The 21,580-nt window shown below is 45.0% G+C and carries 20 protein-coding genes; 7 read left to right on the forward strand and 13 right to left on the reverse strand.

Annotated elements, in window-relative coordinates; translation table 11 throughout:
• The first annotated feature begins 40 nt into the window (after positions 1 to 40).
• Positions 41 to 1,105 (forward strand): DNA polymerase IV, encoded by a 1,065-nt coding sequence (gene dinB, locus R7E29_RS15655; protein WP_025998728.1) that lies wholly within the window; start codon positions 41 to 43, stop codon positions 1,103 to 1,105.
• Here dinB and R7E29_RS15660 read toward each other — a convergent pair.
• Positions 1,102 to 3,027, reverse strand: a complete 1,926-nt coding sequence (locus R7E29_RS15660) for an ATP-dependent DNA helicase RecQ (protein ID WP_258630200.1) — start codon at positions 3,025 to 3,027, stop codon at positions 1,102 to 1,104. The two genes, dinB and R7E29_RS15660, sit on opposite strands and share 4 nt — an antisense overlap.
• Positions 3,028 to 3,103: 76 nt before the next feature.
• On the opposite strand from R7E29_RS15660, the gene R7E29_RS15665 reads away from it, so the two are divergent.
• Together R7E29_RS15665 and R7E29_RS15670 are read left to right on the forward strand one after the other, a co-directional pair.
• Positions 3,104 to 3,583: a GreA/GreB family elongation factor gene (locus tag R7E29_RS15665; RefSeq protein ID WP_053349827.1), complete on the forward strand. Its 480-nt coding sequence runs from the start codon at positions 3,104 to 3,106 to the stop codon at positions 3,581 to 3,583.
• A gap of 61 nt (positions 3,584 to 3,644) precedes the next feature.
• Positions 3,645 to 4,388, forward strand: a complete 744-nt coding sequence (locus tag R7E29_RS15670; protein ID WP_005385316.1) for a YggN family protein — start codon at positions 3,645 to 3,647, stop codon at positions 4,386 to 4,388.
• A gap of 90 nt (positions 4,389 to 4,478) precedes the next feature.
• Here the strand turns inward: R7E29_RS15670 and R7E29_RS15675 are convergent, their stop codons facing one another.
• Positions 4,479 to 7,025, reverse strand: a complete 2,547-nt coding sequence (locus R7E29_RS15675) for an Ig-like domain-containing protein (RefSeq protein WP_213906527.1) — start codon at positions 7,023 to 7,025, stop codon at positions 4,479 to 4,481.
• Positions 7,026 to 7,403: 378 nt separating this feature from the next.
• On the opposite strand from R7E29_RS15675, the gene R7E29_RS15680 reads away from it, so the two are divergent.
• Entirely contained in the window at positions 7,404 to 8,768 is a 1,365-nt protein-coding gene (locus R7E29_RS15680; RefSeq protein ID WP_005391763.1) for a sodium-dependent transporter, read from the forward strand.
• Positions 8,769 to 8,872: 104 nt separating this feature from the next.
• Here the strand turns inward: R7E29_RS15680 and R7E29_RS15685 are convergent, their stop codons facing one another.
• The 5 genes from R7E29_RS15685 to tsaA form a co-directional block, all read right to left on the reverse strand.
• Positions 8,873 to 9,064 (reverse strand): DUF4250 domain-containing protein, encoded by a 192-nt coding sequence (locus R7E29_RS15685; RefSeq protein ID WP_005380289.1) that lies wholly within the window; start codon positions 9,062 to 9,064, stop codon positions 8,873 to 8,875.
• A complete protein-coding gene (locus R7E29_RS15690) occupies positions 9,064 to 9,270 on the reverse strand; it encodes a YaeP family protein (protein WP_005391765.1) in 207 nt (68 codons plus the stop codon). The genes R7E29_RS15685 and R7E29_RS15690 overlap by 1 nt, the downstream gene beginning before the upstream one ends.
• A gap of 111 nt (positions 9,271 to 9,381) precedes the next feature.
• Positions 9,382 to 10,050, reverse strand: coding sequence for a tellurite resistance TerB family protein (locus tag R7E29_RS15695; RefSeq protein WP_213906528.1), 669 nt, complete (start codon positions 10,048 to 10,050; stop codon positions 9,382 to 9,384).
• A gap of 179 nt (positions 10,051 to 10,229) precedes the next feature.
• Complete coding sequence (locus R7E29_RS15700; protein WP_213906529.1) at positions 10,230 to 11,945, reverse strand: proline--tRNA ligase; 1,716 nt, start codon at positions 11,943 to 11,945, stop codon at positions 10,230 to 10,232.
• A gap of 111 nt (positions 11,946 to 12,056) precedes the next feature.
• Positions 12,057 to 12,752 (reverse strand): tRNA (N6-threonylcarbamoyladenosine(37)-N6)-methyltransferase TrmO, encoded by a 696-nt coding sequence (gene tsaA, locus R7E29_RS15705; RefSeq protein WP_005380294.1) that lies wholly within the window; start codon positions 12,750 to 12,752, stop codon positions 12,057 to 12,059.
• A gap of 123 nt (positions 12,753 to 12,875) precedes the next feature.
• Here tsaA and R7E29_RS15710 point away from each other — a divergent pair, with 123 nt between their 5' ends.
• The 3 genes from R7E29_RS15710 (at position 12,876) to R7E29_RS15720 (ending at position 15,081) form a co-directional block, all read left to right on the forward strand.
• Entirely contained in the window at positions 12,876 to 13,136 is a 261-nt protein-coding gene (locus R7E29_RS15710) for a type B 50S ribosomal protein L31 (RefSeq protein WP_005380295.1), read from the forward strand.
• Between the two features lie 3 nt (positions 13,137 to 13,139).
• A complete protein-coding gene (gene ykgO / locus R7E29_RS15715; protein WP_005380299.1) occupies positions 13,140 to 13,265 on the forward strand; it encodes a type B 50S ribosomal protein L36 in 126 nt (41 codons plus the stop codon).
• Between the two features lie 229 nt (positions 13,266 to 13,494).
• Entirely contained in the window at positions 13,495 to 15,081 is a 1,587-nt protein-coding gene (locus R7E29_RS15720; protein WP_005380301.1) for an AbgT family transporter, read from the forward strand.
• 106 nt (positions 15,082 to 15,187) lie between these two features.
• On the opposite strand, the gene R7E29_RS15725 is transcribed toward R7E29_RS15720, so the two are convergent.
• The 6 genes from R7E29_RS15725 to R7E29_RS15750 are packed head-to-tail and all read right to left on the reverse strand — an operon-like array spanning position 15,188 to position 21,418.
• Complete coding sequence (locus R7E29_RS15725) at positions 15,188 to 16,261, reverse strand: hypothetical protein (RefSeq protein ID WP_258630203.1); 1,074 nt, start codon at positions 16,259 to 16,261, stop codon at positions 15,188 to 15,190.
• On the reverse strand, positions 16,258 to 17,370 hold the full coding sequence (locus tag R7E29_RS15730; RefSeq protein ID WP_258630205.1) for an ATP-grasp domain-containing protein: 1,113 nt from the start codon (positions 17,368 to 17,370) through the stop codon (positions 16,258 to 16,260). The genes R7E29_RS15725 and R7E29_RS15730 overlap by 4 nt, the downstream gene beginning before the upstream one ends.
• A complete protein-coding gene (locus tag R7E29_RS15735; RefSeq protein ID WP_374041306.1) occupies positions 17,358 to 18,626 on the reverse strand; it encodes a F390 synthetase-related protein in 1,269 nt (422 codons plus the stop codon). The genes R7E29_RS15730 and R7E29_RS15735 overlap by 13 nt, the downstream gene beginning before the upstream one ends.
• Positions 18,614 to 19,477 (reverse strand): MBL fold metallo-hydrolase, encoded by an 864-nt coding sequence (locus tag R7E29_RS15740; RefSeq protein WP_053349822.1) that lies wholly within the window; start codon positions 19,475 to 19,477, stop codon positions 18,614 to 18,616. The genes R7E29_RS15735 and R7E29_RS15740 overlap by 13 nt, the downstream gene beginning before the upstream one ends.
• On the reverse strand, positions 19,446 to 20,432 hold the full coding sequence (locus tag R7E29_RS15745; RefSeq protein WP_053306722.1) for an NAD-dependent epimerase/dehydratase family protein: 987 nt from the start codon (positions 20,430 to 20,432) through the stop codon (positions 19,446 to 19,448). The genes R7E29_RS15740 and R7E29_RS15745 overlap by 32 nt, the downstream gene beginning before the upstream one ends.
• Positions 20,429 to 21,418 (reverse strand): ketoacyl-ACP synthase III, encoded by a 990-nt coding sequence (locus tag R7E29_RS15750; RefSeq protein WP_213906533.1) that lies wholly within the window; start codon positions 21,416 to 21,418, stop codon positions 20,429 to 20,431. Before R7E29_RS15750 ends, R7E29_RS15745 begins: the two co-directional genes overlap by 4 nt.
• Positions 21,419 to 21,580 lie beyond the last annotated feature (162 nt).

Below are 21,580 nucleotides of genomic sequence, written 5' to 3' on the forward strand. Positions count from 1 at the left end.
TTTGATTTATACTGTTTTTTTGAACAGTGCTTTGATGGCTATGTCAGATCGAATTAGAAAAATTATTCATGTCGATATGGATTGTTTTTATGCTGCCGTAGAGATGAGAGATAACCCCAGTTACCGTGGCATTGCACTCGCTGTTGGCGGACATGAAAAGCAGCGTGGAGTGATTAGCACCTGTAATTATGATGCGCGTAAATATGGTGTTCGCAGTGCAATGTCAACGGCGCGCGCGCTGCAACTCTGTCCTCATTTGTTGGTTGTGCCCGGTAGAATGCATGTATATAAGCAAGTCTCTCAGCAGATTCGTGCTATTTTTGAGCGTTATACGCCTATCATTGAACCTCTCTCATTGGATGAAGCATACCTCGATGTCACGGACTCGACAGCTTGCCGTGGCTCCGCAACGTTGATCGCAGAGTCAATTCGCCGTGATATCTGGAGTGAACTTGGATTGACGGCATCGGCGGGCATTGCTCCGATTAAGTTTCTTGCCAAGGTCGCGTCAGACATGAATAAGCCCAACGGTCAGTTTGTGATTCCGCCAGAGAAAGTCCAAGAGGTTATCGATAGTCTTCCGTTAGAGAATATTCCTGGCGTGGGGAAGGTGAGTCTTGAGAAGCTCCACCAAGCCGGTTTTTATCGATGTGAGGACATTAAAAACAGTGACTATCGAGAGTTGTTGAGGCAGTTTGGTCGTCAGGGTGCCTCCTTATGGCAGCGAAGCCATGGAATTGATAATCGAGAAGTCGTTGTTGAGCGCGAGAGAAAGTCCGTCGGTGTGGAAAGGACATTCAGCCAGAACATCGCAACCTATGGTGAATGTTGGCAAGTGATTGAGGAGAAACTTTATCCTGAACTCGAGAAACGTTTAGAGCGTGCAAGCCCAGATAAGTCGATTATTAAACAAGGTATTAAAGTCAAATTTGCCGATTTTCAACTGACAACAATTGAGCACATCCATCCGCAATTAGAGCTTGAGGACTTCAAGATCTTGCTAAGAGATATTCTTAAACGCCAAAATGGACGGGAAATTCGCCTTTTAGGCTTGAACGTGATGCTCAAGCCCGAAGACCAAGCGCGTCAATTGAGCTTTTTTTAGGCCCTTACCGTTTCTACCTGCGTTAATACCTGCTCAAAACTTACGTTTGCCATTGCACCATAACCTGCTAGCTTTGAGGCTTTTAGCTGGCTAATCAAAGGAGTGCTGATTCCGCACAAGAAGCGAGCAACGGCATCATTACTGATGGCCGATGGGGAAAGCTGAATAAACTCCTGCGCCCATATCGATACTTGAGATTGTTCAATATCTTCAGGTTCTGGTGCTGTGAATGTGGCGACGTGACCACGACACACGGAGCAGTGACCACATTGCTTTGGTGCATCGTGATCCGCAAAGTAGTTCGCCAATTGTGAGCTCAAACAGTGCTCGGACTGGAACAAGTGCAGCATGGTGTGGATTCTTTCGATATCTTTGCTTTCTTTGGATTGGAACAGTTCATACAGTTGTTGGATTAAAACATCCGAGCTCTGTTTGGTTGGCATAACTGAGTACACGTCCGTCAGTTGTTTGCTCTCTAGTTCTATCCAGCCGTTCTGGTGAAAATAGTCGAGCGCTGCGACAACTCGGCTGCGTTCCGATTGATAGTTCATCCATAGCGCTTCTAGATCAACTTGGCACCACACTTTGGCTTTTTGCGAGCAGGAGAAAATAGCCTCCACAAATTGACGTCGCTCGCCTTGAAATTGATTCACAATAAATTGCTGATCGTGCAAAAACTTAAACCGATATTCCGCAAAGTAACTGTACTTTGCTTCAATGACGTTATGTAGCTCCAAATAAACCAACAAGGTTTTGAGTGGCAATTGGCGGATATTACTTTCACGCGACAAACGCAGTGGCACTACCTCCCATTGTGGAGCATGTTCTTTCGCTTGCTCGACTACATAGTTAATTGACGTAAATTCTGGTGTGTCACCATAGACAAAATTCTCCAACACCGTTAAGCCGGACGTATTGCCTAGCAGAATGCACTCAGAGCGTTTCCCGTCCCTGCCTGCACGTCCAATCTCTTGTGCGTAGTTCTCGATTGATTTGGGTAAGTCGAAGTGAATGACGCGTCGAATATCAGATTTATCGACCCCCATACCAAATGCAATAGTTGCAACAATACAGTCAATTTGGCCATCCATGAACTGCTGTTGGATTTGTTCACGAACGTCGCTTTTCATGCCAGCGTGGTATGCGTGAGCGTTAATGCCAATATGGATTAATGACTTTGCTACTCGTTCTGCTGTTTGCTGCTGCGTCACGTATACGATGGTCGGAAGCTTAGGTGAAGAGGCGATGATCTCACTGAGCTGTTCTTGTTTCTTTGTTTCCTCACACGGGATCACCGAGATATCCAGATTAGAGCGGTAGAAGCCTGTAACGGTAATATGTTCACTGGCAATATCGAACTTTTTTTGTATGTCTTCAATAACTGCAGGCGTTGCCGTTGCGGTGAGAAGTAAAGACTGTGGGATGTTCAGTTCACGTTGATATTGCGGTAGTTTGAGATAATCTGGACGAAAGTTATGCCCCCATTCGGAAATACAGTGCGCTTCATCAATGACCATCAAAGAAATCGGTACTTGGCGAATGAATTCACGAAAACGCTCATTTTTTAGTCGCTCAACAGAAATCATCAAGATTTTGATTTGTCCATTCTTCACGCCAGCCATGACCTGTTGTGCTTCTTCTCTACTTTGACTGCTATCGATAGAAGCGGCCGCGATTCCTTTACTTTGTAAAAAGCTCAGTTGATCCTTCATTAACGCCAACAACGGAGAGATCACCAACGTAAGGTTGGGTAATATGGTTGCAGGTAGTTGATAACAGAGTGACTTCCCCGAGCCTGTAGGAAAGATTGCCGCAGCAGAGTAACCATTCATAACGGCTTCAATAACGGGTTGCTGACCTTGGCGTAATGAGTCAAAACCAAATACAGATTGAAGTGTTTGATGCAGCGAGTCACTTTGCATAATAGGGAAACCTTTCTTTGATGGTAAACTTGGCTACATTAACACACCCCGAATACTAAACGCGCGTCCTAAAAGTATGAACAAAGCTGACTTAGTCCAAATTATCATCCAACATCTGGAAGAAAAACTTCAAGTTGCCCATGCATCGGCTCAGCGAGCGATCGATGCCGCGACAGATGAAGAAACTGTTCCCGAGCACAAGTACGATACATTGGCACTTGAAGCCGCGTATCTTGCTCATGGACAAGCCATGCGAATCCAAGATAGTGAAGAGGAATTGCGTCAATATCGTTCTTTAGTGACTCGCGACTTTAAGAATGCGCCTGTTGGTGTTGGCGCTTACGTTGTTCTCGCAGATGAGAATTTGCTTGAAAAGCACTTCTTTGTAGGCCCTTGCTCTGGTGGTTTGACTGTTCAATATCAGGCTCAGGAAGTCTTTGTCTTAACAGCTAAATCTCCTCTGGGTCGAGCGTTGTTCGGAAAAGAAGAAGGTGATGAGGTTGACGTGAAAATAGGAGATAAAACAACTTGTTACGAAGTCGTGACGGTTTGCTGACATCTCATGTATCACTCAGTGTTATGTTTAACACGAGTAATGTTAAATAAAAGAGAATGACATGAAAAAGCTTTTTACACTCTCATTGCTGATGGTCAGTGCTACTGGTTATGCAGCGCAGTGTCGTGTGGACATCAATAATGAAGTCCGTATGGATGGGCAAAGCTTGGAAATTCGCCAAACGACAGGTGATAAAGCTGTCGTGGATGAAGATAACAATCTATTCATCAAAGGTGAGTTAATTGAACTCAATGCCGACCAAAAAGCGGCAATTGAAGACTATCGCGAAAAAATGAACGCGTATATTCCACAAGCAAAGCAGTTGGCGAGTGATGGTTTAGCGCTTGCAAATGACATCATCGATGATGTCGCAGAAAGCCTAGACGCACCTGGCGCGTTTGATAACGTCAAAGTCGCAGTACAGGACTTTTTCGCTGATGTTGAATCACGTTACTACAAAGATGGAGATTTCATTCTACCAGCGGAAAGTTTTGAGTCCATGACACAAGGGTGGACTGAAGACTTTGCAAAAGCACAAGAGATCTTCAATAAAGAGTTTTTAGCGAGTTCGTTGGATGCTTTATCGAAAAAAATGAAGGAAGAGGGGGGAATAAACCTCACTGCATTATCGGAGAGTATGGCTGAACTCAGCGCGAAAGTAGAAGAGCGTTTAGCTGAGCATTCGAAAGAGGTAGAGCAACAAGCAGAAGACTTGTGTGACTCGTTGGATGACATGGCAGGGCAAGAAGACGATTTGTTGAAGAAAATCCCTGAGCTAAAAGATTACCGAGTATTTACGATTTAATTACTCATTAAAAAGTAAAAACTCGATGAGATAAAGAAAGAGAGCACTATTGTGCTCTCTTTGCGTTTTACTCGCTTGTTCTTTGGTTGCTTATTGCGCGTTCATCTTGGTGAGCTTATCGCCGACAGGTTTTGAGAAGTTAAAACCATCATGCTGATCCCAGTTGATAGACCATGTCATTACTCCTGCATAATTCGGGTAATTGAACGCTGGCTTAACGGTGCCACATGAAGTGCCTTTGGTTAAACAATCTAGTGCGCTGATAATATTCTGTGTCGGAGCCTGCCCTGAATTTGCCGAGCTAGGACCTGAAGGTAAGCCGATTGCGACTTGATCATCACGTAGTGGTGCAAACTGAGTGCCGTCGGCCAATTCAAAGCCTTCGATAAGCATTTTAGATTGCGCTACCATCATATCCACAGAGCCTTCTGGTGCACTGCTTGGCAAGTATGGGTTTGGCAAACCACCGTTGTTATATAACTGGACGTGAAGCAAGTCGAGCGTGCTGCGTGTCTCGTTAATCACAGGGATGTACGCCCCCCAAATACCGCTGTAAGCCACATAACCACCTTGAACATAAGGGTGCTCAGGCGCCATGGTTAGGTACATATCGCCACCCATGTTTTGCTCTATTTGAAGCAAAGCACGACCAAGGCGAGCTTGAATTTGCGAGCCATGAACTAAGTTAGAACCACTCTCTAAATCCACATCTAGACCATCAAAGCCCCACTCAGCGATAAGACTTGTTAGGCTAGAGACAAAGTTGGCTTCATCTTGGTCGGTATTCAGCGTAATCGTGCCTTCTGCGCCGCCAAGAGAGAGAACAAACTTCTTACCTTTAGCTTGAAGCGCTGCCATGTCCTGCTTGAATTGTGTTGGATCGAGTGCTGGACAATCGCTGTAAATATCGCCTGAATATAGATTAAAGTGCACGGTGCCATCACTGTTGCGATCATTTTCAGCAAAGGCAATATCAATCACATCCCAAGCATCTGCCATATCTGCTAGACGAATTGGACAGCCCGCTCCATTTACAAAATTGTGCCAGTAACCGATGAGTTTATGGCGTTTATCTACTTGCTCAACCACCGTTATTGCTGCGGCGTCAGACAATGCATTGCTTCCTGACAAATCCACAGCTTGGGCGCTAACTGTAAAGTTACCAAGTGCAGTTGGTGTCCAGTTGGCTGTGTAAGGTGCCGTGGTATCGGTTGCAACAATAGAGCCGTTGATCATGAAATCAACGTGTTTAATGCCTGAAGTTAAAGACGTTGCATCGGCGCTTAATGCGAGGCTTTTGCCTAATCCGGTGGTCTGACCGCTGCTTGGTGAAGTCAGAGAGACGACCAAATCTTTATCGCTGACTTCCACACCAACCAGGGACTCTGACGTGTTGTTATCATTATCGGTTGCGACGGCTTTAAGCTGGTTAGCGCCAATAAGTGTGGCGTTCCAAGTAACGGAATATGGCGCTTGAGTGGTGACCCCTAAGCTGGTGTTGTTCGCAAAAAACTCAACTTGCGTGACTGTGCCATCAGCATCGCTTGCGTTTGCCGTGATTTCGTTATTGCTGCCAGCGAGCACGACTTGTCCATCCGTTGGTGCCGTAATGGTAACTTGCGGTGGTGTCGAACAAGCACCTAGGCCACTCCAAGCATCTTGCCAGTATAGCCCTTCACCAGGCTCGTAAGCCCATGTCGCATCCGAGGAGCACCAACCAGCAACATCACAACGATATTTTTGGTTGAAGTGAGAAACCAGGTCGCCAGTTTGATAACTTGTGCCTGCCACATAAGGTACTGCATCTGCACATCCGCCCGTTCCGGTTTCTGAATTACTAATAACCAGCGCAACTTCTTGGCTCATCGTTGCGAGGTTTGTATCATCAGTCGCTTGTGCTTTGAACGAGTATGTACCTGGACTAGCGGTCCATTGATATTCGTAAGGTGCGCTAGTATCAATGGCGACAAATTGATTGTTTACGAAGAACTCAACTTGTGTGACCACTCCATCAATATCGTCAGCTTGAGCGGCTACGGTTAGGTTATCGCCTACATTAAGCACTTCTGTGCCTACTGGGCTTGTCAATGAAATGCTTGGTGGCGGTAATTCGACTTGTGGTTGAACTTGGATAGAAATCGTCGTGGTGCTAACAGCTCCCTCATTATCTGTCGCAATTGCGGTCAATTGCGAGATCCCTTCAATAGCTGTCCAAGAAGCTTCGAATGGTGCTTGAGTTACCACAGCAACGGTTTGGTTGCCTGCAACAAACTCAATTTGTGTGATTTGGCCATCTTCGTCAGCTGCGTTGGCTAACAAAGTGATCGCACTGCCTTCGGGAATTTGTGCGTTGTTTATTGGAGAGGAGAACGACACCGTTGGTGATAAGTTGTTGCTTCCACCATCGCATTGCCCTAACGCTTTCCATGCTTCCCAAGATCCTGAGTTGGTCACGGGGTCATTGCCTTGCGTCCAATATGCAGCCTCATAAGCGGCTCCTTGCGTTTTTACTAAAGCGCCCGATGTATAAGTCGCAGTGCTGTCCCAGTCGGGTAGACTTTGACAGTTATAGGCTTGAGCTTGGTAGCTGGCGCTGAGTGCTACAACCATCGCTCCGTGAAGTAGGGTGACCTTCATTTTCCTCTCCTTGAATCATGGGTATAAATGAGAACAGAGTAATAACTAGCTGATAAATAGACATTAGGGGGAAAAAGCGAAGCACAATATTCTGCTTTTCGACACAGTATCACGAGGAACAGTTCGTCCCTTACACCAGAGCTCATTATTTTTCGGCTCACTTCACGGCAGAAGGATTGGTAAAATTCAGCCACGTAAAACGAACAACAGTCGCGAGGCTTTTGAGCGATGAATATGAGATGTACGTTAAAATTTACAAGCTGAATGACTACAAATTGTTTCAACTGTCGAGGATTTAACCGAGGTGCTCTTGTTGAATAGTGAATATTGCTATAGTGTACTAGTTAGCTAGTTCAATGATATTTTTGTGTGAGTAGTATGACACAGCAAACCTCTTCTCAGCCTCGCGAGCATTTTGGCTCTCGTCTCGGGTTCATCTTAGCTGCCGCAGGTGCCGCAGTTGGCCTTGGCAATATTTGGGGCTTCCCAACTCAAGCAGCCAGTAATGGTGGCGGTGCTTTCCTGTTAGTTTATTTGGTGATGATTCTTATCGTCGCATTTCCGATGCTGGTGGTTGAAATGGCGATTGGTCGCCATGGTCAAGCCAACCCTGTAGACAGTATGCGTGCAATCACAGATAACCCTGCCGGTAAAAAGCTCGGCGGCATTGTGGGTTGGATTGGTTTAAGCGTACCAAGCGCTGTCTTAGCGTTTTATTCAATTGTTGGTGGTTGGTTGATCTGCTTTTTACTGGGTGCAATCACAGATCTAATGGGGTTAGAAGCTGCAACTCAATGGCTAAAGGGCTTTAGTGTTGAACGTAACTTGTTCGGAACCATTACTTTTTATGTACTGACGATTCTCATCGTACAAGGTGGCGTAAAACAAGGTATTGAGAAGTGGTCCACACGTTTGATGCCAGCATTGTTTGTTCTGTTTGCTCTGCTATTTGCTTACATCATGACGCAAAACGGTGCGATGGAAGGTCTGAAACATTACCTAGTGCCGGATTTTGAAAAGGTATGGGACCGCAAGTTGATTCTTGCTGCAATGGGACAGGGCTTCTTCTCGCTTACGATCGGTGGCTGCTCAATGTTGATTTACGGATCTTACTTGAGTAAGAAAGAAAACCTACCAAAGATGGCGATGAACGTGACCATGGTAGATACTGCCGTTGCTTTCATTGCAGGATTAGTGGTGATGCCAGCGATGTTTGTGGCAATGCAAAAGGGCGTTCAAATCTATGCAGAAGATGGCTCTCTATTAAGCTCAGATACGTTAGTGTTTACGGTATTGCCACTAATGTTTGATAGTTTAGGTTTGCTTGGTCAATTGTTCTCTATTGTGTTCTTCTTATTACTGACGATTGCGGCGCTAACGTCCTCCATTTCAATGTTAGAGTGTCCAGTGGCTTTAGTGAGTGAGCGCTTCAATACTAAGCGCAGCGCAACGAGCTGGGTTTTAGGTGGTCTCATTGCCTTGTTCAGTGTGGTGATTGTTTATAACTTTGGCGCTCTGTTTGGTATGGTCGCGACGGTTGCTACTCAATATCTACAACCAACCGCTGCGCTCTTATTCTGCTTATTTGGTGGTTGGGTATGGAATCGCAACTCAAAAATCAAAGAACTTGAGCAAGGTTGCCCGGAGTTTACGCAAGGTTGGTTTGGTAAGTTATGGCCTGCGTATGTGAAGTTTGTATGTCCAATTCTTGTGGCGACAGTCATCTGGGCTTCATTTGGCTAACCGAGACGCCTATCGAATAAAAGAAAAGGGCTTGATGGTAACTCATCAAGCCCTTTTTGATATTGGTTATTCTCGTTTCGGTTATCCGCCAAGAATGGTGTTGATTAACGGAATTGTCCTGCTTCTGGAAGAAAGTCAAAACCAGCAGAAGCCAGTTTTGTCTCCAGTGCTGTGCGTTCGATATCGAAGAAAGCCACCAGTTTATCTAAGTCACCACCGAAGTCGTCGCGTAGCTTCATATTCACAATGCTCATCAGCATGACAGGATCCATGGATTCAAAGTTCGCTAGATTCATTACTTATCCTCAAAATCTGAAATCAGTAGGTTTGCCGCAGCAAATGCCGCTTTTTCACGCACTTCTTTTGGTAGCGATTCATCCGCTGCAACATCGTTCAGTGCTTTAACTGCACATGAAATTGCTTGGGGAATATAAGCTTGATCGCCACTACCAATCTGAGCATAAAGCTCACGAACCAGTTCACAACAGCCGTATACTTGCATGTTTTCTTTCCACTAAATGATAACTTATCTCAATATACACACAGCGGATTTGAAACTCAAAGTACAGAGTTGTTTTGGCTCAAGTTAAAGGTTTGCTTGAGCGAGATTTAATCACTGCATTTGTGCTTCTAACTGCTGAGTGACTTCTGGTGAAAGTTGAAGTTGTTTTGCTAGTTCTTGCAGATACGCTTTTTCCATAAAGTTTTGTTCATCAGCGACGATCAAAGACGCTAGGTAAATTTCTGACGCTTGTTGAGGAGAGGTCGCCTGATTAGCAATTTCAGCAGGATCAAGCGGTTTGTTTAACTCTTGCTGAACGAGGTGACGAACGTGCTCATCTGCGCCCATATCCGCGAGAGCTTGTTCAATGCGCGCCATTTCCTCTTCATCAACGTGACCATCAGCTTTTGCAGCTCCAATCATTGCTTTTAAAATTAAGACACTGTGTTTACTGTCATCGGGGTCAAAGGTTTCTTGAACACCTTGACCGGATTGCTTGGCTTGCCAGTCGTTATACACTTTGTAGGCCAAGGCTCCAAGCGCAGCTGCTCCACCGACTTTTAATGCGCTTGACGCTACTTTTTTAGTCATTTTTTTACTTTTCTTTGAGCCCATCAGCATACCGATGAGGCCTCCGCCTACAGCACCTGCTCCTAGCGTTTTTAGGCTACTTGAATTTGATGAGGATTTGATGTTGTTGGTTTGTTTGCCCAATGCATCTGCACCTTGCTTAAGTAAGTCTGATTTGAGTGCTTGGTTTAGAAGACTTTTTAAATCCATAACTGACCTCCTTTAGATGATGAAATCAGTTTAATAGCAAGAAGCTGAACCAAAGATTAACAAAGTGAATAGTTCGAAAAAGGTGGAGGGAGGATGTTGAGCTGTAATAAAAAAGGGCTGACCGAAGCCAACCCTTTTTAACTATTTGAAATTACTTCAAATGAGAACTCGTCGAGTGCTTACTTTAGTTGAGCTTTTACGTGCTCAACAATGTCAGTCATTGCGACTGCTGTTTTCTCACCAGTAGCACGGTTCTTGTATTCGAAGTTGCCTTCTTTCATTGAGCGGTCACCGATAATAATGGTATGCGGTACACCAATAAGCTCCATGTCAGAGAACATTACGCCTGGGCGTTCTTTACGGTCGTCAAATAGCACTTCGATGCCCATTGCCGTTAGCTCAGCGTACAATTTCTCAGCGGCTTCTTTCACTTCTTCTGACTTGTGCATGTTCATTGGAACGATCGCTACCTGGAATGGTGCGATTGCATCTGGCCAGATGATGCCGTATTTGTCGTGGTTTTGTTCAATAGCAGCTGCTACTACGCGAGTGATACCGATACCGTAACAACCCATTTCTAGGATGACGTTCTTACCATCAGGACCCAGTACACCACAGTTCATCGCTGCGGAGTAAGCGTTACCTAGTTGGAAGATATGGCCAACTTCGATACCACGCTTAAGCTGGATAATGCCCTTGCCACATGGGCTTGGGTCACCTTCCACAACGTTACGTAGGTCTTCAACTTGACCAAGCTCTACATCACGACCCCAGTTAATACCGAAGTAGTGTTTGCCATCGATGTTCGCGCCCGCACCGAAGTCGTTCATTACCGCAACGCTGCGGTCAACAATGAACGGCAGTTTAAGGCCAACAGGGCCTAGTGAACCAGGGCCTGCACCGATAAGCTCACGAATTTCTTCTTCAGATGCCATTTCCAGTGGAGCTGCAACCTGAGGAAGGTTTTCTGCTTTCACTTCGTTCAGTTCATGATCACCACGAATAATAAGCGCGATGATTGGCGCATCAACTTCGTCAGATGCTTTCACAAACAGTGTTTTCACTGTTTTTTCAATTGGTAGTTCGAACTGCTCAACCAATTCAGCGATTGTTTTCGCGTTTGGCGTATCAACCAACGTCATTTCTTGTGTTGGTGCCGCAGCCTCAGAGGCTGGAGCTAGTGCTTCTGCTTTTTCAATGTTTGCCGCGTAATCTGACTCGCTAGAAAATGCGATGATATCTTCGCCGCTTTCAGCCAGTACGTGGAACTCTTGAGAGCCGCTACCACCGATAGCACCGCTATCTGCAAGTACAGGACGGTAATCCAGACCCATGCGATCGAATGCTTTACAGTAAGCATCGTGCATTGCGTCGTATGACTTTTGTAGGCCGTCTTTATCAATGTCAAAGCTGTACGCATCCATCATTGAGAATTCACGTGAACGCATTACACCGAAGCGTGGACGACGTTCGTCACGAAATTTAGTTTGGATTTGGTACAGGTTTAGCGGAAGCTGTTTGTAAGAGCTCACTTCATTGCGAACAAGGCTAGTGATCACTTCTTCAGCGGTTGGGCTAAGTACAAACGGACGAACATGACGGTCAGTAAAGCGAAGTAGCTCAGGGCCCATCTTTTCGCTGCGGCCTGTCTCTTCCCATAGTTCAAACGGCTGAACAACGGGCATCAAAGTTTCGACTGCGCCTGCATTGTCGATTTCTTGACGAACGATGTTTTCGACTTTACGCAGTACACGTAGACCAGTAGGTAGCCAGGTGTATAAACCTGAAGCCAGCTTACGGATCATACCTGCACGTAACATGAGCTGGTGGCTCACTACTTCTGCGTCGTTTGGAGTCTCCTTCAGAGTAGAAAGAAGATAATTACTGGTACGCATTAAATTTATCCGTTTATTTAAGTTAGATACTCAAGCTTGAATAAGCAGGAGTATGGGAGTTCCCTAAAGGGAAATTTGTTAGCCGTCTATAATATCAGCCAATTGCGTTTGTCAAAAGCTTTCAATAGCGGTAACCGTTATTAAGTTGCTTGTTGCTGTGAACTTTACGTTCAAGTCGAACAAATTTACCGCATATTCTTTGTCGTCCGGCTTGTTTTTCTTATATGCAGGGCGAGGATCTTGTGCCAGAACTTGTTCAATGACTGATCTTACATAGTCAGTATCGGATCGATTTTCTATCGTTGCTAATGCTTGAGCAGAAAAGGTGACTTGTGACTTTTCTGGCTCTTGGTCTGCGTATCCGCCTTGTGCTTCCGAAATAGAATCCGAATAGGGGATATAAGGCTTAATATCCACAATCGGTGTCCCATCCACGAGATCTACACTGCCTAAATCAAGATAGATTTGATCGCCTTGCTTAGTGACTCCTTTCACTTCAACGGCTGACATTCCGATTCCGTTTGGACGGAAAGTCGAGCGCGAGGCAAAGACACCAATTCGTTCATTGCCGCCTAATCGTGGCGGACGTACAGTTGGTTTCCAACCAGCTTCCAGGTTCTGATCAAATAGAAACAACAACCAAACGTGAGAGAACTGTTCTAGCCCACGCACTGCTTCAGGGCTATTTGCTGCACCTAACAGTTTTACGCGTGCTTTAGCCTCTGGTACTAAGCGTGGTTGGCGCGGAACTGCAAACTTTTCTTTGTACGGTGTCTCAATGACGCCGATGGGTTCGATGGAATACATGATGGACATCTTTAAGAATTCATTGAGATGAAAAGTATCACAAATTTCTCTTGCTTTTCTTGTTGATAATGATTATTAATTAAAATGTTATAACATAACAATTTAATTGAAAGGAAAAGTATTATGAAACCAGGAATCCACCCTGAATATCGTCCTGTGGTGTTCCACGACACCAGTGTAGATAAGTACTTTGTCGTTGGTTCTACGTTGAAAACGGAGAGAACCATCGAATGGAAAGATGGCAAAACTTACCCTTACTTTACGTTAGATGTGTCGTCAGCTTCTCACCCGTACTACACCGGTAAACAGCGCGTTGTACAAACCGAAGGTCGCATTGCGAACTTCAACCGTCGTTTTGGTCAATTTAAGAGCGAAAAGGAATAAATCATGAAGGTAGTAAAATCATTAAAAAGTGCAAAAAGTCGTCATCCGGATTGTCAGATTGTAAAACGGAGAGGGCGTCTTTATGTCATTTGTAAAACGAACCCGAGATTCAAAGCTGTGCAAAAGTAATCAACCTGCATATATCTAACTTATGGTTTTGTTTAATTGATAATGTTGAGTTAATTATTTTACATGGATGAAATATCTACATTTTTATTCAATGTTGGTTATAAATGCCTCTGTTCGTCACAGTTTGTAACATTTAGGGCTTTTATTTGACCTTCTACTCAAGTACCCTTCGCACGCTTTTTGACATTTTTGTCACATTTGCATAGGAATAAAAACAAGGAGGGAACAGATGAGTTCATCTGATTCAATTAAACAAAACTCGCCTAAGAAGCCGCTGTTTACGCGCTTTTTGGATACTGTCGAATATTTGGGGAACTTATTACCCCACCCGATCACACTATTTGCCATTTTCTGTTTAGCCATTCTGGTGATGTCGGGTATTGCAGGATACTTCGAAGTTTCCGTAGTTGACCCTCGTCCTGAGGGTGCAAAAGGTCGTGCCGCGGATGGCATGATTCATGTCGTTAGCTTGCTTAACGCTGATGGCCTTGAACTAATCGTTACCAATCTAGTGAAAAACTTTGTCGGCTTTGCACCTTTGGGTACGGTATTGGTTGCGATGTTGGGTGTTGCTATTGCTGAATACTCAGGCTTGCTATCTGCAGCAATGCGTGGCTTAGTCATGGGTGCATCTCAACGCATGGTAACAGTTACGGTCGTTTTCGCGGGTATCATTTCAAATACGGCATCAGAGCTTGGCTATGTGGTACTTATTCCACTGGCTGCAATGCTGTTCCATTCTTTAGGTCGTCACCCACTTGCCGGTCTTGCTGCGGCGTTCGCTGGTGTATCTGGTGGTTACTCAGCAAACCTACTTATTGGTACGGTTGACCCGCTGTTGTCAGGCATTACTGAAACGGCGGCGCAAATGATCGACCCAACTTACACTGTTGGTCCAGAAGTTAACTGGTACTTCATGTTTGTGTCGACATTCTTCATTGCAATCACAGGTGCGTTTGTTACTGAAAAAATTGTTGAGCCAAAGCTTGGCAAATACAGTGAAGAAGAAGCCTCAGAAGATTTGTCGAACGACAAAATGGGTGGCTTAACAGACATTGAGAAGAAAGGCCTAAAACTAGCAGGTGTTGCTGTACTGGTTGTTTCAGCGCTGCTTGCTTGGACGGTTGTTCCAGAAGACGGCATCCTACGTTCTGATGCAGGTACAATTGCAGGTTCACCATTCCTGAAAAGTATCGTGGCATTCATCTTTGTGTTCTTTGCTATTCCAGGCTTTGTGTTTGGTAAAGTTGTGGGCACGATGAAGACGGATCGCGATGTAATTGATGCAATGGCGAAATCTATGTCTTCTATGGGCATGTACATTGTATTAGTTTTCTTTGCGGCTCAGTTCGTTGCTTTCTTTAAATGGACTAACTTCGGTCAGGTATTCGCGGTTGCTGGCGCTAGCTTCCTGCAAGAAATTGGCTTAACTGGCCCAATGTTGTTCTTTGCCTTCATCCTGATGTGTGGCTTTATTAACCTAATGATTGGTTCGGCATCGGCACAGTGGGCAGTAACGGCTCCGATTTTTGTTCCTATGTTGATGCTTGTTGGTTATGCACCGGAAACGATTCAGGCTGCTTACCGAATTGGTGACTCGACGACAAACATCATTACTCCAATGATGAGCTACTTTGGTTTGATTCTTGCCGTAGCGACTCGTTACATGAAGAACTTAGGTATCGGTACGCTGATCGCGACCATGCTACCTTACTCAATCTGCTTCATTGTAGGTTGGAGTGTGCTGTTCTACCTATGGGTATTCGTATTTGGTTTACCAGTAGGCCCTGGCGCAGCAACATACTACACACCGTAGAAAACGGTTACCTCACACAGCTCTATTATAAAAAGCCTGCGAACGTCGCAGGCTTTTTTATCGATTGAGACTGTGTACGCAGGCTTACCTGATTATAGATGTCGGTTTATAGCTGAAAACGCATCAACAAAGGGCGATAAAAGTGCTGAGTGAACCAGCATAAGCTTTTCCAAATTATGCGTTTGTACCAAGGTAAGTGCGCAATATAAACATAGCTAAATTCAATTTCTGGCCGGGCTTTTCTGTTGCGTTTAAAAGCCGGAGCACCTGAGCTCATATTAAAACGACGCTGGAATATCATTGCGTGGCGGATGGTATAGGCCGATATTCGACGATACAATGCGAGGCGTTGTGGCTTATTGGTATCGTAGCCAAAAATTGGGCAAGTCATATCATTATCAATTTCTACAATGCCTAACGTAGCCAGCATCTCTTCTTGATAAAACAGTCCCACTAACTTTACTAATTTGTTCTGGCTCGCCTGTTTTAAATATTGGGTTGAAAACTGGATGTTATTGAGGCTGTATTTATCAAGGTAAAGCATGTCATATAACTCTTTGGCACGCTGAAACTCTTCATCAGTGGTCAGTGGCCTAAACTGCCAATCTTTATCATTAAGCAGTTTGAAGTCTTTCGTTAAATCTCGGTTGAAGCTGAACGCTTGCCAATCATCAAGTAGATACACTTGTCGTGTTACCAAGCTTTGCCATTGCTGCTGCTCTAATCGCTGAATAAAGCGTGATTGTTGACGTTGGTTAATGGAGCGAAGCACCAAGGGAAAGGTGGGGTATTGATCGAGTGCGACGCGACGCAGTTCATCGAGATTTAAGGCTGCCCATTGTTCGCTATACATATTGGTGGACAAGCACTGATTGTTGAGCGTTTGGACTTGATCCAATCCAGCCAATGATAAGATTGGTTTAGTCATATTAATAAGTAACTTACATACCCATCGAACAGCCACATTTTTGACTTTGTGAAGCTCTTCTTCGGCGTAGCCACTAAGCAGTGTCATAGGGGAGACTGCATAACAGTTGTTTGGTATTTTTGGTGTTACGGAGTAAGGAATGGCAACATCATCGATATAGTAGCAACCAAAGCTTGCTGTGCATTCATCAATAGGATTTGACTGCATAAGAGTGATAAAGGTTTGATGCCATTCTTGAGAGGAAAGTGTCATGAGTTCAATGCCTCTCCATTCCACTCAATATCAACGGTAGAAGCGTCGCTCCACTTCGTCTTGTTCTGCCTAGCTAACCGGAGTAATTCAAACATACTCCGGATTTGGCTCCCGACCGGTAAGTTATGCTGTTGCATCACATTCACTCCAGACCACCAATCTTGCCAAGTTCGAGCCTTGAACAGGGATAACCCGCCTTCAGCGATGAGTGTTATTGGACCTAAATGATGCAATCGCTGCTTGGAAGGACTGGTAAACTCCATATTAGGAAGCAGTTGGTTGCATCGAGACGAGAGTAGGTGCAAACCACTGGTGGCTCTTGGGTTACATTCAATCACGTAGAGTTCATCTTGTGATTTGATGAAGTCAAACGACACTTGCCCATGATAAGTATGACGTTTACCAAAAGCTGCGATAAATCTATCTAGTCGTTCGCACGAGATCGGCTGAAAAGCACTGGCGGCCGAGCCGTTTACACAGTATTTCGGCACATAAGCTTGGTGTGCTTTAAGGTCACCATGTTCAAAAATGGCATAGTTACACACCGGAGTCCCATGGATTTTTTGTTGCTGAACCCAAGGGAAAAGGGGCGATATCGTGGCGGCAGAAATAGACTGAGTCGTCACATCTCTTATGACTTGCCCGCCAAACCGAGAGTAAACGGGCTTTAGAACGGTTCTCTTATTAATTTCAATCTCACTTTTATCAGCGACCAAACGAGTTTTTGGAAGTGTGATTTCTGGCAAACCTTGAAGCTGTTCAAAGACGGTCAACTTGTTGTGCAGGGCATTGAGTAGTCCCACATTGGGCAGAAAAAAATCTACTTCTGGGCATTGTTTGGCAACATGAGCCAAGTAATAAACTTCTTCACAAGTGGGTATCACTATATCAATACGCATCTGAGTAATGATTTTTAGGATCTGCTGTTGATAGGTGGGAAACGTAAATCGAGGTGAAGCGGTGGGTATATAAGACTCGATACCTCGCAAAAATGATCCCAGAGGCTTTTTTAGCGAATCGGTGAGAATTACTTCATGCTCATGATGCATACACATGGTTGCCCACTCTAGTGCAACTGGTGCTCGGGCTCCGGTGATTAAGACCCGCATATGTTCACCACACGTCGTTGTTTATTCATTGGCGTCCAAATAGGCGCAGGGCGGTAACTAAATCTGACAGGATCAAGCCGCAATTGGTCAAACAACTTTATCAAGGCTTGATGTATAACCCGATGGTGGTGAAAATCCGCTTCAATTTGAATGGCTTGTGACCCTGTTTGGGTGATTCGGTAATCCACGCGACTTTGGGCGGATAGTGTTATAGCGCGGTAGATGAGATCTGGTAACACCGTCACTGGGACCTGGTTTGCGTTTAGCGTGAGGCGATCACCACATCGTCCGGCAATCGTGCCAAGAGGTTCAAATACGCCATTATCCTGTTTATTCTCAATAATATCGTCGAGCTGATAACGAATAATGGGCTGAGTTTTACGACGAAAATCGGTGATAATTGGGCTGTAATGAGTACGTTCGGTATTCAGCCAATGTTTTTCGATGTAAATAACATCCTGATTCCAGCGCATTTGTCCATGCTGATCAGTACATGCAAGAAAACCTTCGGTACATTGATAGACTTCATGGAGTTCGCTGTCGAACCGTTGAGAAATAAAGTGACGGTCACTCTCAGTTAGGACTTCTGCACCAGAAATGATCCGCTGTGGTTGAATTTCGGGTTGACCAAATTGACCGCTGAACTGGGCGCAGAGCTGAAGAGCTTGCGCACTACCAACCAAAAGCGTGGGTTGGAACTCATCCAACTCTTTTATCCATTCTTGGTAAGGTTTAGTTAAATCCGCATAAAAGAATGTGACAGGGCCTTTCGCGACGGATTTATACAGTGGGCTGTTGGCGCGCAAGGCTAGCGCAATTCGGTGCTTTTGCCATAGGTTGGGCAACAGGCGAGCCAATATATTGCCAGCCCACAGTTGCGTTTCCTGTTTGTCAGCAAGAAACAACCCGCGCATGCCTGATGTGCCCGAAGAAAGCCCAACAGTAACATCGCCAACTTTCGAAGCGGCGAAGTTGCGTGACTGTTCTGCTTCGAGTGCTTGTTGCATTAGCTGTTCAGCATCTAAGCCTTTCGTATTCAACTCCGAGAGGTTCTCCATCATGGTTTGCTTATTCATGATAGGGAAATCACTAAGTACTGCACCTTGAAGTGAGCGGTAATACGGTGAATGACAGCATACCCAATCTAGGTGTTGCGTTAAATGTCGTTGCTGCCAAGCTTCGACTTGTTCCCTTGAACCGAAAGGGCGGTAGCGGGTTCGCCAGAATTCTGAGATAAGCGTTATCACTTCATCCACCCTTCTTTGATTAGCTGCTGGATAGTTTCCTGACAATGTGAAGGCACGAAGCGAACAAAGTGGTGGGTTTGTTGGTAGCAACTTCTCAACTCGGAGAGGGTGTTTTTATAGGCCTTTGTGTCATCGCAAAGCATGTTAGCCAGCCAATGCTGATCGATATTTTCACTCAAGCTCTCAATTAACCAACATGCATCGGCGAGTAAGAACATCCAATCTCGTTCTCTCTTAACTAATAGGCCCACTTGACCCGCAGCATGGCCTGGCAAGCTAACCATATAAATGAATCCGTCGTCGAACATGTCTTTACAGAGCAAATTAACACCTTGGCACTGAGGAAGAATTTGGCTGATTGGTACAGAAAAGTCACTATGAATGAATAAGTTAGATTCAAGTTGTGGAGGAAGTAGAGCTTTTAGGTATCCTTTTCTTACGCCTCCAATTCGACCACTTTTAGTAATTGCATCCACCCCTTTTTGTTGGCAATGCAATTGAGAGTGGGAAAACTCAGACACGGCAGCAATGTGATCAGCATGGAAGTGGGAGAGTACTAAGTGTTCAATATCATGAGGTTTGAGACTTTCTTTTGCTAACTGCGCAACAATTCCGTGTTCTTTTTTATAGCGACAAGGTGTTGTCCAAGCATAAAAACGTTCAGGGAAGGGACGAGTCGCGCTAAAAAAATGCTCGTGATATCCCGTGTCAAACAGGATGTTGCCTTGTGTTGGGTGCTGAATTAACGCAACGGCTGCCGGAAATGCTCTAGGCTTGATACCAGAACCTGGTTTGACAACAAAGCCTGGGTGTACGCAGTGTCCAGCCTCAAAGATTTTTATTTTTAGACCAGTTTGCATACTGCTGTATTCCTTCTTGAATTGAAAAAAGCGGTTGGTAATTCAGTGTTTGTTTAGCCTTGCTGATATCCAGAGTTTGATGATAGTTAAACAATCCTGCGCTGTATGAGGTGAGCCTTGGTTCTGGCTGATGTGGTAAGTGCCTTCGTATTTGCTCACTGAGCTTTAATAATGGTGATACAACGCCATATGGTAATGATTGTAACGTTACTTTTAGGTTTAACCCCTCACATAAAGCTTGCAGAACAGTCTCAATTGGCATTGGTTCGTTGTTGGAAATGTTGAACACATCACCATGCTGAAGTCGGTCTGCCTGAGTGCAAGCGAGCATCGCTGCATGGGCAACGTTGTCGACATAGGTCAGATCAACCACAGGATTTCTACCTGATGGCAGAAGCAGAGTGTTGTTTTTTATCGCCTTAAGCACTCTTGGGATAATCGCGCGATCATTGGGTCCAAAAATGCCACGCGGCCTTAAAATGATCGCTTTACTTCGGCCTTTTACGGCTTCAATTTCCGATAGGTATTTTGTGTGTGCATAATCATTACACCAGTATGAAGCTATGGCGTCGGTTTCTCGAATATTCCAACGGTCTTGATGGTCAAAGTAGACGCTGGTGGAGGAAATATGGATAAAACGCGAGATTTGATGGGTATTAGCCGCATTGACGAGGTTTTTGGTGGCATCTACATTGGCTTGATAAAACGCCTGCCACTTTCCCCATGGGCTTGAGAGAGCGGCACAATGGATGATTGCATCCATACCTTGGCATACCGCATGAACTGCTGAGTGGTCTCTTAAATCGACTATATGTGGGATAACATCGAATTGCTCGGCGAGTTGTTTAGCGATGACTGTGTTTCGTGCTGTAAAATGCAGTTCATGCTGCTGGTGAAACATTCTCAGAATTGCGCTACCCAACATCCCGCTGCCACCAGTGACCAATATCTTCATAGTTTTAGCACTCCCATCCCTAGTGACAACCCTGCGGCGGTGCCAGCTAATAACACATGTTTTCCTGCGGTTTCTGGCTGATTACGCAGCCAGTGTAAGTTAATTGGGAGTGAGGCGGCGACTTGGTTTCCCAAAGTCGAAAAGTGATTAACGGTTTTCTCTGTTGGTAGCCCGGTGAGTGAAGGCAGTTTTTTTAATCCATGCGCGCTGGCTTGATGAGGAAGAAAATAATCAATATCGCTGAGTGTTACCGGAGAGGCGTCAAACCCTTTTTTTAGAAACGCTGGTAAGGCTTTACGCACATGTTTAAAGAGTGCTTTGCCCTCCATCTCAAACTGGCAACTTTTTAAATAGGCTTGATGCTCGGAGGTATGCGGATTGATATGACTACCTCCGCCCTTAATTTGACAAAATGAATACCCGGTATGATGCGTTTCAAAGTGACTGGTGAGCAATCCATCATCGTTGCGTTCTTCGAGCAAAAATGCGGCGGCACCGTCTGCGAATAGCGTTGCAACTTCTGGTTTGAGCGTAAAATTTCGATTCAGTGTGATGCCAGTGGCGAGTTCGCTGGTGACAATAAGAATCCGACGGTATCGTTTTGCTAAGAATAGACTCTGAGCAAGATCAAGCGCAGAGAGAAAGGATAAACAGGTGCTGTTCAAATCAAAGCTTTCTAGCCATGTTGGAGCGTCTAACGCGGCGAGAACCGCTGAGGCGTCGTAGGGTAGAGACTGGTGGTGTGTGCCGCTAGCGTAGATAAGAAGATCAACGGAGCTTAAGGTATGTGTGTTTCCTAAACACTGCTCTATTGCCTGCACTGCCATGTAAATAGCGGTCTCTTTTGTATTGGCTACATGACGATATTCAACGTCGAATTTATTTCGGCAGGTCCCTGGCGCTAATTTTAGTAAGCGATCCATCTCTCGAGCAGACCATTGATTCGTTGGCAGGTAGCTTCCACTGGAAACGATGTTAAAGCCCATTATTCTCTATACACTTATTAAAAACGTCGTTCAAAATAAACCACGTTGCATATTGAAGCTATGGCGAGCAAGATGAAAAATAAACAGAACAAAACAAATGGGAGTAAGAGCACGCTTTGGGTGCAATGCTGAGAATGAGTTTTCAGGAATGAGCCAGGCTTT

This window comes from Vibrio sp. Vb1729, from assembly GCF_033338655.1.
GTDB classification, from domain to species: domain Bacteria; phylum Pseudomonadota; class Gammaproteobacteria; order Enterobacterales; family Vibrionaceae; genus Vibrio; species Vibrio alginolyticus.